Below are 13,503 nucleotides of genomic sequence, written 5' to 3' on the forward strand. Positions count from 1 at the left end.
GCCAATGCAAGTGCTATCCTATTTGATCCCGATCTCTCTGGCGCTGGGCGGGGTGGGGCTGCTGGCATTCCTCTACACGGTGCGCTCGGGGCAGTATGACGACCCGGAAGGCGACAGCCGCCGCATCCTCAGCGACGAATGGGACGACCACCCGAAGCCGTGATTGCGGTACGGAATTACTCTCAAATTGTACGGGTTCAGCGCCGCGCCGCAGGGCGGGTCGTTGCGCGTCAATCCCGAACCCTCGGCTCAAGCGGTCGCGGCTACACCGCGATGCCTCCGGCGGGAGTATTTTTGCCAAGAAGAAGAGCGGGGGGCACCCGGATTGCAATGCGGGGCGGATTCGGCCACAGAGAAGACCGGAAACCCAGAACGGGAGACGCAGGTGGATTGGCGTGAGCGCACAGAGTTGACCCTGGCGGGGCTGGCGGCGGAACGGCCCGCGCGGCCGATGATCTTTGTCGCGCTGTTCGCGCTGGTGATGTTCCTGCCGGGGTTTTTCTCCCTGCCGCCGATCGATCGCGACGAGACCCGCTTTGCCCAAGCCTCGCGCCAGATGGCGCAGAGCGGGGATTACATCGACATCCGGCTGGGCGAGGGCACGCGGTATAAAAAGCCGGTGGGCATCTATTGGCTGCAAGCGGCGGCGGTCAAGTTGGTGGGCGAGAGTCACGTGAATGAGATCTGGGTCTATCGGCTGCCGTCGCTGGTGATGGGGGTGGCGGTCTGTCTTTTGACCTATCTGATCGCGCTTTCGCTGATCGGCGCGCAGGGGGCGCTGGTTGCGGCGCTGCTGATGGCGGTCTGTTTCGTGCTGGGCGGCGAGGCGCGGCTGGCCAAGACCGACGCCACCTTGCTCACTACCGTATTGGCGGCGCAGTTGGTGCTGGCGCGGCTGCATATGCGCGGGGCCGAGGCCCTGCGCGGCGGCTGGCCCTGGCTGTTCTGGGGCGCGATGGGGGGCTCGACGCTGATCAAAGGGCCGATCGGTCCGATGGTCGTCGGCTTGACCGTGCTGGCGCTGATCGCGTTGCGGCGCGGGGTACGTTGGTTGGCGCCGCTGCGCTGGGGGCGGGGGCTGTTGCTGTTCGCGGTGATCGTGCTGCCTTGGTATGTGGCGATTACGGTGAAATCGGGTGACGCCTTTTGGGCCGAGGCATTGGGTCGCGATCTGATCGGCAAGATCGGCGAGGGGCAGGAAAGCCACGGCGCCCCCTTTGGAGCCTATGCGCTGGCGGTTTGGCTGAGCTTTTGGCCCGCCTCGATCCTGCTGCCGTTCGGGCTGTGGTTTGCTTGGCGTGCGCGGCGTGATCGCGCGGTGCTGTTCTGTCTGGCTTGGCTGCTGCCCAGTTGGCTGGTGTTCGAGTTTACCGCGACCAAGCTGATCCATTATGTGATGCCGACCTATCCGGCCTTGGCCGTGCTCTGTGCGGCGGGCTGGCTGGCGCGCCCGGACGAGGCCTTGCGTCGCCCCTATCGCCTGTTCCTTGCGGCGTTCTTGCTACTGGGGCTTGGGCTGGCAGCGGCGCCGGTGATCTTTACCCTGCAATATGGCACCGGGCCCGGTCTGATCTGGGCGCTGGGTGTTGCCTTTACGCTGGTGGGGATCTGGTTCGTCTGGTCGCGGATGTGCGATGGCGCGCGGCTGAGCCCGGTTCTGGGCCTTGGCCTGTTGTCACTGGGGCTGTCGGTGAGCCTGTTTGGTCATCTCGCCCGGTTCGAGCATATCTGGCCCTCGAACGCGCTGGCGGATCTGCATGTGCAGGCGCAGGAGATGTGCGATCAGCCTGCCTATTTCTCGGTCGGGTATGCGGAGCCGTCGCTGATGCTTTTGAGCCGGAAATTGCCGCGCTTTGTCGGGGCCGAAGAGGCCGCCGGGGCGCTGCCAGAGGCGGGGGCGGGCTGTGCCCTGATCTTTGTCGAGGACCGCCAGCGGGTCGATTTCGACATCTCCGCGCCGCGCAAGGGCGAGGTGATCGGGCGGGTCGAGGGATTCGGTCTGGGTGGCGCAGAGGAGCTGGGGATCACCGCCTATCTGTTCCGCTAGAGCGGATCAGTCGGCGGCGGGCCAGCAGCTTGTTTCGCGGACATAGAGCGACAGGGTGGCGGCGGCATAGATGCCTGGTCCGGGGTTCCACCTCGCCACCGGCAGCGCGCCGGGGCAGGGCGGCGTATCGCCCAGCGTCGCAAACAGGAAGGCCCCGGTCCGGTCAGCGGGATAAGGGTGTTTCTGGGCGTAGAAATGCGGCGCATGTCCGGGGACAGGCACGGCAAAGATCGCGATGTCGCTGCCCTTGGCGGCGCGGAACAGGTCGGCCAGCAGGTGGCGATTGCCCGAGACCACGGCGCTGACGCCCTGGGTGCGGGCCTCTTGCAGGATACGCGCGCTCATCGCCTGTTGCCCGACATAGCGGCGCATCAAAAGACGGCCGTCTTCGCCCTTGGTCCAATGTGTCGCCTGGGTGGCCGCGATCGGCAGGAAAGCGGCGACGGCAAGATTCAACGCCAGCCCGACCCACAGCCACATGCGCGCCCGGTGCCAGAGCACCGGAACCGCCAGCAACAGCACGGCGACGCAGGCCGTGACTGCCCAGTTGGCATAGGCTTTGGACAAGAGCGCCTGCAGGGTGACCAGCCCAAGGGTGGGGGCGGACATCCAGACCAGCCAGCGCGCCTGCCAGTCCTCCCGGAGACCGTTGGGGTGCCCGTTCGGATGCCGAGATTTGCGCAACAGCGCGCGCGCGGCGACCCCCAGATAGGCGCCGAACAGGACCGGCCCCAGCACCATGAATTGCGACAGGAAGAACTCCACCGCGCCCTGCGGGTTCAGGTGCAGACCGGGGCGGCGGACCCAATCGACGTTATCGGCGGTATGCGACAGGGTGGTCAGGTCGTTTTGCAGGTTCCAGACCAGATTGGGCGAAATCACCAGCAGAAAGGCGAGGGTGGCAAGGGCTGCATCGCGCCATGAAATCCGCGCCGCCGGAAGCAGTGCCGCACCGATCCCGGCCCCGATCACGAAATAGATCGCGGCGTATTTCGCCAGCATCCCCAGCCCGAGGCAGAGCCCCAGCGCCAGCGCGCGCGTCCACGAGGGGCGGCGCGCCAGGCTCAGGTAGAGCCAGAGCGCCCCCGCGAAGAACGGCAGCAGGATCGTGTCGGTGGACATCAGCAGCGCGCCGACCGAGACCACCGGCAGGGTGACATAGAACACCCCCACCATCATCGCGGCGCGCCGGTCGGTTACTTCGCGCGCGGCGCCCATCAGGATCAGCGCGGTGGCGGCATGAAACAGGGCGCCGGGCAGGCGGACCCAGAATGCGCTATCGCTGCCCGACAGTTCGTTGAAGGCGCGCAGCACCCAGCCGATCAGTGGCGGTTTGGAGTAATAGCCCCAGTCGAGCTCTTGTCCCCATTGCCAGTACTGCGATTCATCGACGAAAAGCTCGGCCGTGGAAAAGCCCAGCATCACGACCCGATAGAGCGTGATCGCGGCAACCACCGCAACACCGGTCCAAAGCGGGTCAGGACCCCGAGCGTGCGCTGCGTTTTTCTGCATAGATCAGCCAGAGATTACGAAGATAGATCACCACGCCCAATGATTGGCCGAGGATAAAGACCGGATCCTGTCGGTGGATCGCATAGGCCAGAAGGGTCAGCCCGCCGGTGATCGAGAACCACCAGAACAGCTCCGGCACAACCGAACGGCGTTGTTTTTCCGACGCGATCCACTGGATGATGAAGCGCATCGAGAACAACAGCTGCGCCCCGATCCCGATGACCACCCAGATCAGTTCGGCCCGTGTGTCGACCTTGAAAAAGCCCAGCAGCGTTTCAATCACGCGGCATTCCCTTCGTCGTGGCCTTGGGGCGTGGGGGCCAGCGGGCGCACGGTCTTGGCGCGACGGATCAGCCAGGCGACCCCGATCAGGTCATAGATGCCGACCAGCGCGCGTTGAAAGTTGTTGTATTTCGAGGTGCCGCCGCCGCGTTCGCGATGGGTGACGTCCTCATGTGCGACCTGCCAGCCGTCGCGCGAAAACAGCGCCGGCAGATAACGGTGCATGTGGTTGAAAAACGGCAGCGCCAGAAAGGCGTCGCGGCGAAACGCCTTGAGCCCGCAACCGGTGTCGCGGGTGTGATCGTTCAGCATCCACGCCCGCAGCCCGTTGGCGAGGCGCGAGGCGATCTTTTTCGACCAGGTGTCCTGACGTTTGACCCGCTGACCGGCCACCAGCCCCAGATCGGCCGGCGCGTCGGGGGCGAGCAGGGGCGCCACCAGTTTGGGGATCTCTGACGGCGGGTTCTGCATGTCGCCGTCCAGCGTGCAGATCACCCGGCCATGGGCGGCCAGAACGCCGCTGTGGACCGCTGCCGACTGACCGCCGGCATGCGGGTGTTGCACCAGCCGCAGCCAAGGATAGTCGGCCTGCATCTCACGGATCAGCCTTGCGGTGTCGTCGGAAGAGCCGTCATCGACAAGGATCAGTTCCTTGTCGGTCAGCCCGGCACAGGCGCTGTCGATCTCGCGCACCAAGGGGATGACGTTCTCCGCCTCGTTATGCATGGGAATTACGATGGAAAGCTGCATGGTCACGGGTCCGCCGCGTCGCGTTTCATTTCTTCGACCGAGTATAACGGGCGAAACGGGCGATTGCACGGATCTGTCCGGCGTGAGGGCATCCCTGCTGGGGATCCGTCGCCGGGCATGCGCAAGCCCGTTTGTCCGCTGCGCTCCGGTCGGGCTTCAATACACTTTCGCGGCGATTGTTCAACGGGAATATGGCGGGCATGTCAGGCTGCCACCCGGTCGCGGTGCAACAGCAGGCGCATCGGACGCCCGGCCAGACGCAGGAACAGCGCCGCCAAAATCAGCCCCGCCAGACTGGGCATATACAGAACCCACCACATCTGTGGCCGTTCCGTCACGATCGGGGTCGCGAATCCGCGCAGCGCTTCGAGCACCAACAGGATGGCGAAGGCCCCCAGCACCTGCGGCCAGAGGCCAAAGCGCGAAAATCCGCCCAGCATCAGCGTGGCATAGCCGACCAGCGGCGTGGCGATGCAAATGAGGATCCATGCCAGCCGCTCGTGCAGTTCTTCGGCGATCTGGCCGTCGGAATATCCGTTCTCGTCGCGAATCTGCACCCGGGCCGCGGGGCTGATCAGCTCGAGCGTGGGAATGCCGCGGATGTTGCGGGCCAGATCCGCGCGACCGGCAGCCATTGCGCTGATGTCATAGGAAAAATCGTCGAATACCGTTGTGGAAAGGGTGTTGCCTTTTGCATCGAAGCGCAGCGCCATCCCCTGGACCATCACCAGGTTGATCCGCGCCTCGTCGCGCACCAGAAAGGCCCGCGCGCCGGTATAGGTGATCGGGTAGGCGGGATCGCGCCGATCCGACAGGAACACGTCATTGAGCGTGCCGTCGGTGTCGATCTTGCCGATATAGAAGGTGACGCCGCTGGCCGGGTGCATGAAGCTGCCCTCGTTCAGCAGCTGCGCGGTGACATCGCGCGACACCTCGGCCTGGCGCAGCTCCAGCTTCTGGATCGAGGCGGGGCGCAGATAGGTGGTCAGGACCGCCATCATCATCGCCGCGACCAGCCCAAAGTACAGCACCGGCCGCCCCAGCCGTAGCGGGCTGGCGCCAGTGGCCAGCATCACCGTCATCTCGCTGTCGCGGCTTAGCCGGTTGGTGGCATAGACCGCCGCGCCGAAGGTCGCCATCGGCATCACCGTGCGGATCAGGGTGGGCAGCGACAGGGCGGTGAATTCAAGGAACACCAGCGCCGACTGGCCGCCGCCGATCAGCTTGTCGAACAGGCTGACCGAGCGGGAAATCCACAGCACGCCCACCAGCACCAACAGGAAGAACGAGAGCAGCACCAGAAGCTGGCGCAGAACATATCCGTCAAATCTTGCCATTTCTCTCCCGCAGGCGCTGCGCTCGCGGACCATATTGCAGTTGCCGCGCCGTTGGAACCGCAATTTGGTCGCTCTGGGCTGGACCCCGGACGCCACGTGACACAATATCCGCGCAAACCGGACAGAGGGGATACGGCGTGAGCGGGCAGGACTATGATTACATTATTGTTGGCGGGGGCAGCGCGGGCTGCGTCCTGGCCAATCGGCTGAGCGAGGACCGCGATATGCGTGTGCTGCTGCTGGAGGCCGGCGGTCGCGACAATTACCACTGGATCCATATCCCGGTCGGCTATCTCTACTGCATCGGCAATCCGCGCACCGACTGGTGTTTCAAGACCCGGCCCGAACCGGGATTGAACGGGCGCAGCCTGGGCTATCCGCGCGGCAAGGTGCTGGGCGGCTGCTCGTCGATCAACGGGATGCTGTATATGCGGGGGCAGGCCCGCGACTATGACACCTGGCGTCAGCTGGGCTGTACCGGCTGGGGCTGGGACGATGTGCTGCCCTATTTTCTGAAATCCGAGGATCACCATGCCGGGGCTTCGGAGGATCATGGCGCGGGCGGCGAATGGCGGGTTGAGAAACAGCGCCTGCGGTGGGACATTCTGGACGATGTGGCCGACGCCTTCGAGGCCACAGGGATTCCCCGGCGCGATGATTTCAACACCGGCGACAATTTCGGGGTGAACTATTTCGAGGTGAACCAGCGCAACGGGTGGCGTTGGAGCACCGCCAAGGGGTTCCTGTCCCCGGTGCGCGAGCGGGCCAACCTGACGGTGCGCACCCATGCGCAATGCGCGCGCGTCACCTTCGAGGGGCGCCGCGCCACCGGCGTTGAACTGATCGATGGCGAAAAACTGCACGCCCGGCACGAGGTGATCCTGTCGGCGGGCGCTGTCGGGTCGCCGCAACTGTTGCAATTGTCCGGGATCGGATCCGGCACGCTGTTACAGCAGCACGGGATCGAGGTGGTGCATGAGTCGCCCGAGGTGGGGGCCAACCTTCAGGATCATCTGCAATTGCGCTGTGCCTACAAGGTGACGGGGGCCAAGACGCTGAACACGCTGTCGGCCTCGCTTTGGGGCAAGGCCAAGATCGGGCTGGAATATGCGCTGTTCCGCTCTGGTCCGATGTCGATGGCGCCAAGCCAGCTGGGCGGTTTCGCCTATTCCTCGCCGGATCTGGAGACGCCGGATCTGGAATACCACGTGCAGCCGCTGTCGCTGCCGGCCTTCGGTCAGGAGTTGGATGATTTCCCGGCGGTGACCGCCAGCGTTTGCCATCTGCGGCCCGCAAGCCGTGGTCATGTGTCGATCGTGTCGCAAGACCCCACTGCTGCGCCGGAGATTGCACCGAACTACCTTGCGGAGGAATCTGACCGGCGGGTGGCCGCCAAGGCGATCCGGCTGACGCGGCAGGTGATGACGGCGGAGCCGCTGGCAAAGTACAGGCCGGAAGAGGTTCGTCCCGGCCCCGACTATCAAAGCGAAGAGGATCTGATGCGCGCCGCCGGTGATGTGGGCACGACGATCTTTCATCCCGTCGGCACGGCGCGGATGGGTGCGGATGCGGGCGCGGTGGTCGATCCGGAGTGTCGGGTGAACGGGATCGAGGGGCTGCGGGTAGTGGATGCCTCGGTGATGCCGCGGATCACCTCGGGCAATACCAATTCGCCGACCATCATGATCGCTGAAAAGATCTCTGACATGATCCGCGCCGCGCGCTGAACAGGCGCAGGCCCGGCAAAGGGGCGGCAGCGGGGCAAGAGACCGCCCCGCTGCCGCTTCAATCTGCGCTCAGCTCGCGTTGCTGAGCTGAAACTCGGTCTCGGGAGCCTGTTTCGGCGGCAGCGCCCGTTTCATCGGGATCGGGGCCTTGCCTTGGGATTTCGGCGTTTCGATCAAGGCACGGTGCAGCGCCTTGATCGCCTTGACGCGGTCGTCCTTGGCTATCAGGAATTGCACATCGACGCTGCCCGGCAAGTGTTGCACAGCCAGCGGCGTGATCTGCGCGGCCTGCAAGGCGGCAAGCCCGGACTGGGCGGCGTTCAGCCCGCTCAGGTCACGCCCGATGACCGACACCAGCGCCAGCCCCTGAACGGTGACATCGGCATTGGGAAAACGATCGATCAGATCCCGCTCGGACCGGCGCACCGCCTTGAGCGGCGCGGCCAGATAGTGGGTGATCGTATTGGCGTTGGTGCCCTTGGACACGATATGCACCTTGTGGCGGGCCAGAATCTCCAGCACGCTTTGATCATAGCCTTTGACGCCGACCATGTCCTGTTCGAACAGCGACAGCGCATAGGTGTCCAGCCCGGTGACGATTTCCGCCGCAGGTGTCTTGGCCGGGGCGTCGTCGATCAGTGTGCCGGGATCGCCGGGTTCGAACGCATTGGTCACCCGCAGCGCGATGCCTGCCTTGCGCAGGGTCTTGGCCGCATTGGGGTGGATCGCCTCCATCCCGAGGTTCGACAATTGGTCGGCCACGTCGTAATTGGTGTGCCCCAGTTTGCGCACGGCCTCTTCGCCCACCAGCATCGGGTCGGCTGAAGAAAGGTGGAATTCCTTGTGGATGATCGCCTCGTTCGCCTGTGTCAGCGCGGCGATATTGGAGAATGTCACCTCGGAATAGCCACGGTCGAATTCGCGCATCAGCCCTTCGCTGCACTGGGCATAGCCGGTGACGATGGGCAGTTCGGACGCGAGGTCGACCTGCTCCAGCCCGGCGAGGATCCGCTCTTTCAGGCTGTGTTCCTTTTCGTCGCGCCAGCCGCTGAGATCGACAAAGCGCGCGTTCACACCGGCGCGTTGCAGCAGCAGCGTGGTGACAAAGGCGGAATGCGCCTCGCCCAGACCCGAAAGCAGTTCGCGGATCACCATCATGTGGGTCGATAGGCGGAAATGGCCATAGGAGCAGAGCCGCCGCAGGTCGAACAGGCACGAGCGCGCGCCCTCGATCCTTTCGCGCACGAACTCGTCGGCGGCGGTCAGGTCGGCACCGTGATCCAGCACAGCGCTGTGCGCCTCGCGCATGGCATCCGCCACGCGGGTCAGCCCATCAAGCCAGTCATGGCCGTTGTCGTCATTGGCAAACAGGGCGTAGACACCGGGCGTACCGGTCTTCTTGTGCTCCAGCAGCAGGTTGGTGATACCGCCGAAGGCAGAGACCACGAAAATGCGGCGATACAGATCGCTGCCCGACCGTGTGCCGATGAAAAGCGTATCGCGCAGGGTGCGGATACGGCTCATGGAAGTGCCGCCGATTTTCTCGACGGTGTGCTTTGGAAAATTCACGAGGGGAATTACCCGGCGGGATGCGCCGGGCCTCCTGTTCTGTCTTTGGAAAGATGGATCAGGCCGATTCCAACGCGTAGGAACCGTCGGCCTGATGCACCTCGTTGCCCGTAACGGGCGGATTGAAGACGCAGGCCATCACCAGTTCTTCTTCGGCGCGCAGGATGTGCTTGTCATGCGCGTTCAGCGCATACATCACGCCCGGCTTGATCTCATGGGTCTCGCCGGTGGCCAGATCGGTGATCGAGCCCTTGCCCTGCATGCAATAGACGCTCTCGAAGTGGTTCTTGTAGTGGAACGTATGCTCTGAACCGGCCTCAAGGAAGGTGATGTGGAACGAAAACCCCATGCCGTCCTCGGCCAGCAACATCCGGACCGAAGACCACTTCGCGTCCGAGACCACGCGCTCGGGTTGGGTTTTGGTGATTTCGCTAAAGTCGCGTACGATCATCGGTGCTTACTCCGCTGCAATGCTTTTGGTTTCTTCGGACAGGATCTCGCGCGCCGCCTCCAGCAGGATGGTCAGCCCCTTGCGGAAGGTGGCCTCCGGCGTGGTGAGGGGGGCAAGAACCTTGATGACTTCATCCTCGGAGCCCGAGGTCTCGATGACAAGCCCCTTGCCAAAGGCGCGGGCGCAGATCCGGCGGGCCAGATCGCCCGAGCCGACATCAACGCCCAGCATCAGGCCACGTCCTTTCAGCCGCGCTCCGGGGATCATCCGGGCCAGTTGACCCAATGCGGTGGTCACGATCATCGACTTTGTCGCCAGACTTTGCTGGAACGTGTCATCGGCCCAGAATTTCTCGATCGCGACGCGGGCGGTGACAAAGGCGTGGGTGTTGCCGCGGAACGTCCCGTTATGCTCGGCCGGGCCGAACACGTCATACTCTGGACGCACCAGCGTCAGCGCCATCGGCAGGCCAAAGCCCGAGATCGATTTCGCCATGGTCACGATATCGGGCATCACCCCCATCGACTCGAACGAGAAGAAGCTGCCGGTGCGGCCGCACCCGGCCTGAATGTCGTCAACGATCAGCAGCGCGCCGAATTCCTTGGCCAGATCGGCCACGCGCTTGATCCATTCCGGGCGCGCCGCGTTCAGGCCACCTTCGCCCTGCACGGTTTCCAGCAGGATCGCCGCCGGTGCGTCGATGCCGCTGGAGGTGTCGCGCAGCATCGCTTCGAGGAAGTCGGCGGAGTCGGTGCTGTCGCCGAAATAGCGATCAAACGGCATCCGAGTGACGCCGTGCAACTCGATCCCGGCGCCGCCCCGGTGATAGCCATTTCCGGTCGCGGCCAAGGCCCCCAGCGTGACACCGTGAAACCCGTTGGTGAAGGCGACGATATTGGTCCGCCCGGTCACCTTGCGGGCCAGCTTCATCGCCGCCTCGACGGCATTGGCCCCGGTCGGGCCGGTGAACATCACCCGGTGATCCATGCCGCGCGGCTTCAGGATATGGGTTTCAAACGCCTGAAGAAACGCGGCCTTGGTATCGGTGTGCAGGTCCAGCGCATGGGCCAGCCCGTCGTTGCTCAGATGTTCGATCAGGGCGGCCTTCATGTCCGGATCGTTGTGGCCATAGTTCAGCGAGGAACAGCCAGCCAGAAAGTCGATATAGCTGTGTCCCTTGGCATCGGTCATTTCCGAACCCCGGGCCGATGTGAAGACAGTGTCGAAGCTGCGGCAATAGCTGCGGGCCTCGGATTCGCGGCGTTCAAAGATATTGATGACGGCTGATGTCTTGGTCGACATGGGTAATCCTTCCAGAAATAACATGGGGAGCAGGGGCGGGCGCAGCATGGATTACGCCGCTTTCTTCATCCGCTCCGGCAGCTTGATGGTGACCATATGTTCGGTCTCGTGCTGCCCCATGAAGTGATCGTCTTGCGTAAAGTGAGGTTGCGAGTCGAGCTGGCCGAGCCGGCGTTCGCTGAAGCGGCGGAACAGCGACCAGGACGCTTCGTTGTCGCGGGTGATGGTGGTTTGCAGGCGGCGCACCTCGGCGCAGTCCTCGCGATCAAGGATATGGCCCAGCATCTTGGTGCCCAGTCCCATGCCGCGCGCCTGTTCAGAGACGGCGACCTGCCAGACGAACAATGTATCGGGCGCGCTGGGCATGACATAGGCCGAAACCCAGCCCAGAACGTCGCCATCTTGCTCTGCCACCACGCAGGTGTCGCGGAAATGATCGCACTGGATCAGGTTGCAATACATGGAGTTCTCATCAAGCGGCTTGCATGCGCGAACAAGATCCCAGATCGCGCCGCCGTCTGCAGAGACAGGCTTGCGCAGGGTGGGGAGGGTCTTGTGCGGCATGTGTGTTGCCTGGGTCATGATGAGTTCTGTTCCTATTTTGCTTCGACTATCTAAGTAACATCTGAGCCAGAAACTTCAACACGTAAAAGTAAAAACTCATTATACGCGCATAAATGCACCTATTTCCTCTGAATTTTCTTAGTTTCTGCGGGGGTGGATACTTCGTCTTGATGAATTATGTATTGGATTGTGTCAGGGCTGGAGTGAAGGTATTGAAGCGTTGCTAAGGCTCTGTCATCATTGGATATACTGCACGCTGGAGGGCGGATGGACCGGACCGATATCAGTTTGATCGCCTTGCGGCGGATCCTCAGGGCGACCGAGCTTTATGGTCGCGAGCTGGCGCAGGCGGCCGGGCTGACCGCGGTTCAGTTCCGGGTGTTGCAGGTTGTCAGCGAGCGCGGGAACTGCACCGCCACCGAGATTTCGCAGCGCATGGGGGTGTCGCAGGCCACTGTCACCTCGTTGGTGGACAAACTGGTGCGACAGGGCATGGTCGAGCGGCAGCGCTCGGAAAAGGACCGGCGGCAGACCCATATCGTCAAGACCGAAAAGGGGCGCGCCGCGCTGGCGCGGGCCCCGGACGCGTTGCAGCAACGCTACGTGCGCAAGTTCGAGGCGCTGGAGGATTGGGAGCAATCGATGCTCGTCGCCTCGCTCGAACGGGTCGCCTCGATGCTGGATGCCGAGGACATTGATGCTTCGCCGGTTCTGGATACCGGCGATTTCACCACCTCTGCAGGCTGAGGGCGCGCGCCCTCAGGGGTGGGTCGGGCGCAGTTTGCTGGCCCCGAACGCGCTGAGGGCGATCATCAGTGCCGCCGTGGCAAGGCACAGCGCGACGCCGCCAAGCTGGTAGCTGACACCGGACAACACCGTCCCCAGCAGCCGCCCGGCGGCATTCGCCATATAGTAAAATCCCACATCCATGGTCACGCGGCTGTCCTCGCTAAAGGCGAGGATCAGATAGGAGTGCAGCGCCGAGTTCACCGCGAATACCGCACCGAACAGCAACAGACCGGCGATCAATGCGGCGGTCAGCCAAGGCGCGGGGGCGCCGGCGGCGAGGGTGAGAACGGCCAGCAGGGCCGGGATGGCGATCAGCGCCGTGGCCCAGTGCCGGGCGCTTTCCGCCATGGCGGCTTCGCCCCGCGATGCGGCGCGCAACAGTCGCGGCGCGCTGACTTGAACCGCGCCGTACAGGATGATCCAGACCGCCATGAAGCCGCCGATGATGAAAAAGGCGTTGCGATTGCCCGCCCCGCTCCCGTCCGAGAGTACGGCATGGAAATAGACCGGGATGCCGACCACGAACCACACGTCGCGCGCCCCGAATAGGAACACCCGGGCAAAGCTGAGCCAGTTGATGTTGCGGTTGTTGGAAAACACCTCGCGAAACTTGGCGTCCTTGCGCCCCGCTGGCAGGCCGGTGGGCATGCCGATCAGCACGGCAACAAGGATCAAAGCCAGCACGCCCGCCATACCCAGAACGGCGGCGTGAAACCCCGTCAGCGCCAGCAGCGCCGCGCCCAACAGGAAGCCGAGGCCCTTGACCGCGTTCTTTGATCCGGTCAGTAGCGCTACCCAGCGAAACAGCGCGCCTTCGCCCCTGGGGGCCAGCAGTTTGACCGCCGACTTCGAACTCATCTTGGCCAGATCCTTGGCCACGCCAGAGAGCCCCTGCACCAGCATCACATAGGCCACCGAGAGGGTGATGGACCAGCCGGGATCAAGCTGTGCCAGCGCCAGCAGGGCGGCGACCTGCAGGGTCAGCCCGGCATAGAGCGTCGAGGTCAGCCCGAAGCGCGCGGCGATCCACCCGGCCGAGAGATTGGTGATTATCCCCGCGATTTCGTACAGAACGAACAGATAGGCCAGTTGCACCGGCGAGAAGCCCAGCGTGTGAAAGTGCAGCAGCACCAGCATTCGCAGCGCCCCGTCGGTGAGCATGAAAGCCCAGTA

General features: G+C 63.9%; 13 protein-coding genes. 4 read left to right on the top strand and 9 right to left on the bottom strand.

From position 1 onward, the window contains the following. Positions 1-4 precede the first annotated feature (4 nt). Positions 5-163, top strand: coding sequence for a cbb3-type cytochrome oxidase assembly protein CcoS (gene ccoS / locus E1B25_RS15285; protein WP_132830386.1), 159 nt, complete (start codon positions 5-7; stop codon positions 161-163). A 222-nt stretch (positions 164-385) separates the two neighbouring features. Then, positions 386-2,047 carry an ArnT family glycosyltransferase gene (locus E1B25_RS15290; protein WP_132830387.1) on the top strand — a complete coding sequence of 554 codons (1,662 nt, stop codon included), beginning with the start codon at positions 386-388 and terminating at the stop codon, positions 2,045-2,047. Between the two features lie 6 nt (positions 2,048-2,053). Here E1B25_RS15290 and E1B25_RS15295 read toward each other — a convergent pair whose 3' ends face one another. The 4 genes from E1B25_RS15295 to lptF form a co-directional block, all read right to left on the bottom strand. Further along, complete coding sequence (locus tag E1B25_RS15295; protein ID WP_132830388.1) at positions 2,054-3,559, bottom strand: ArnT family glycosyltransferase; 1,506 nt, start codon at positions 3,557-3,559, stop codon at positions 2,054-2,056. After that, on the bottom strand, positions 3,525-3,842 hold the full coding sequence (locus E1B25_RS15300; RefSeq protein WP_132830389.1) for a lipid-A-disaccharide synthase N-terminal domain-containing protein: 318 nt from the start codon (positions 3,840-3,842) through the stop codon (positions 3,525-3,527). Before E1B25_RS15300 ends, E1B25_RS15295 begins: the two co-directional genes overlap by 35 nt. Next, positions 3,839-4,591: a glycosyltransferase family 2 protein gene (locus tag E1B25_RS15305; protein ID WP_132830390.1), complete on the bottom strand. Its 753-nt coding sequence runs from the start codon at positions 4,589-4,591 to the stop codon at positions 3,839-3,841. The genes E1B25_RS15300 and E1B25_RS15305 overlap by 4 nt, the downstream gene beginning before the upstream one ends. Positions 4,592-4,794: 203 nt before the next feature. Further along, complete coding sequence (gene lptF, locus E1B25_RS15310; protein ID WP_132830391.1) at positions 4,795-5,928, bottom strand: LPS export ABC transporter permease LptF; 1,134 nt, start codon at positions 5,926-5,928, stop codon at positions 4,795-4,797. 137 nt (positions 5,929-6,065) lie between these two features. Here lptF and E1B25_RS15315 point away from each other — a divergent pair, with 137 nt between their 5' ends. Then, the gene (locus tag E1B25_RS15315) at positions 6,066-7,655 is read left to right on the top strand and encodes a GMC family oxidoreductase (RefSeq protein ID WP_245510729.1); all 1,590 of its coding nucleotides are present in this window, start codon (positions 6,066-6,068) and stop codon (positions 7,653-7,655) included. Between the two features lie 69 nt (positions 7,656-7,724). On the opposite strand, the gene E1B25_RS15320 is transcribed toward E1B25_RS15315, so the two are convergent. Genes E1B25_RS15320 through ectA form a run of 4 tightly spaced genes read right to left on the bottom strand, consistent with a single transcriptional unit; the run spans position 7,725 to position 11,559 of the window. After that, entirely contained in the window at positions 7,725-9,224 is a 1,500-nt protein-coding gene (locus E1B25_RS15320) for an aspartate kinase (RefSeq protein ID WP_132830392.1), read from the bottom strand. 58 nt (positions 9,225-9,282) lie between these two features. Then, the gene (locus E1B25_RS15325; protein ID WP_132830393.1) at positions 9,283-9,675 is read right to left on the bottom strand and encodes an ectoine synthase; all 393 of its coding nucleotides are present in this window, start codon (positions 9,673-9,675) and stop codon (positions 9,283-9,285) included. 6 nt (positions 9,676-9,681) lie between these two features. Next, a complete protein-coding gene (ectB, locus tag E1B25_RS15330; RefSeq protein WP_132830394.1) occupies positions 9,682-10,977 on the bottom strand; it encodes a diaminobutyrate--2-oxoglutarate transaminase in 1,296 nt (431 codons plus the stop codon). A 51-nt stretch (positions 10,978-11,028) separates the two neighbouring features. Further along, positions 11,029-11,559 carry a diaminobutyrate acetyltransferase gene (gene ectA, locus E1B25_RS15335; RefSeq protein WP_206338559.1) on the bottom strand — a complete coding sequence of 177 codons (531 nt, stop codon included), beginning with the start codon at positions 11,557-11,559 and terminating at the stop codon, positions 11,029-11,031. A gap of 249 nt (positions 11,560-11,808) precedes the next feature. On the opposite strand from ectA, the gene E1B25_RS15340 reads away from it, so the two are divergent. Next, on the top strand, positions 11,809-12,288 hold the full coding sequence (locus E1B25_RS15340) for a MarR family winged helix-turn-helix transcriptional regulator (RefSeq protein ID WP_132830395.1): 480 nt from the start codon (positions 11,809-11,811) through the stop codon (positions 12,286-12,288). Between the two features lie 12 nt (positions 12,289-12,300). Here E1B25_RS15340 and arsJ read toward each other — a convergent pair whose 3' ends face one another. Continuing rightward, entirely contained in the window at positions 12,301-13,491 is a 1,191-nt protein-coding gene (gene arsJ / locus E1B25_RS15345; RefSeq protein WP_245510733.1) for an organoarsenical effux MFS transporter ArsJ, read from the bottom strand. Positions 13,492-13,503: the final 12 nt, after the last annotated feature.

This window comes from Antarcticimicrobium sediminis, from assembly GCF_004348975.1.
Classification (GTDB): domain Bacteria; phylum Pseudomonadota; class Alphaproteobacteria; order Rhodobacterales; family Rhodobacteraceae; genus Antarcticimicrobium; species Antarcticimicrobium sediminis.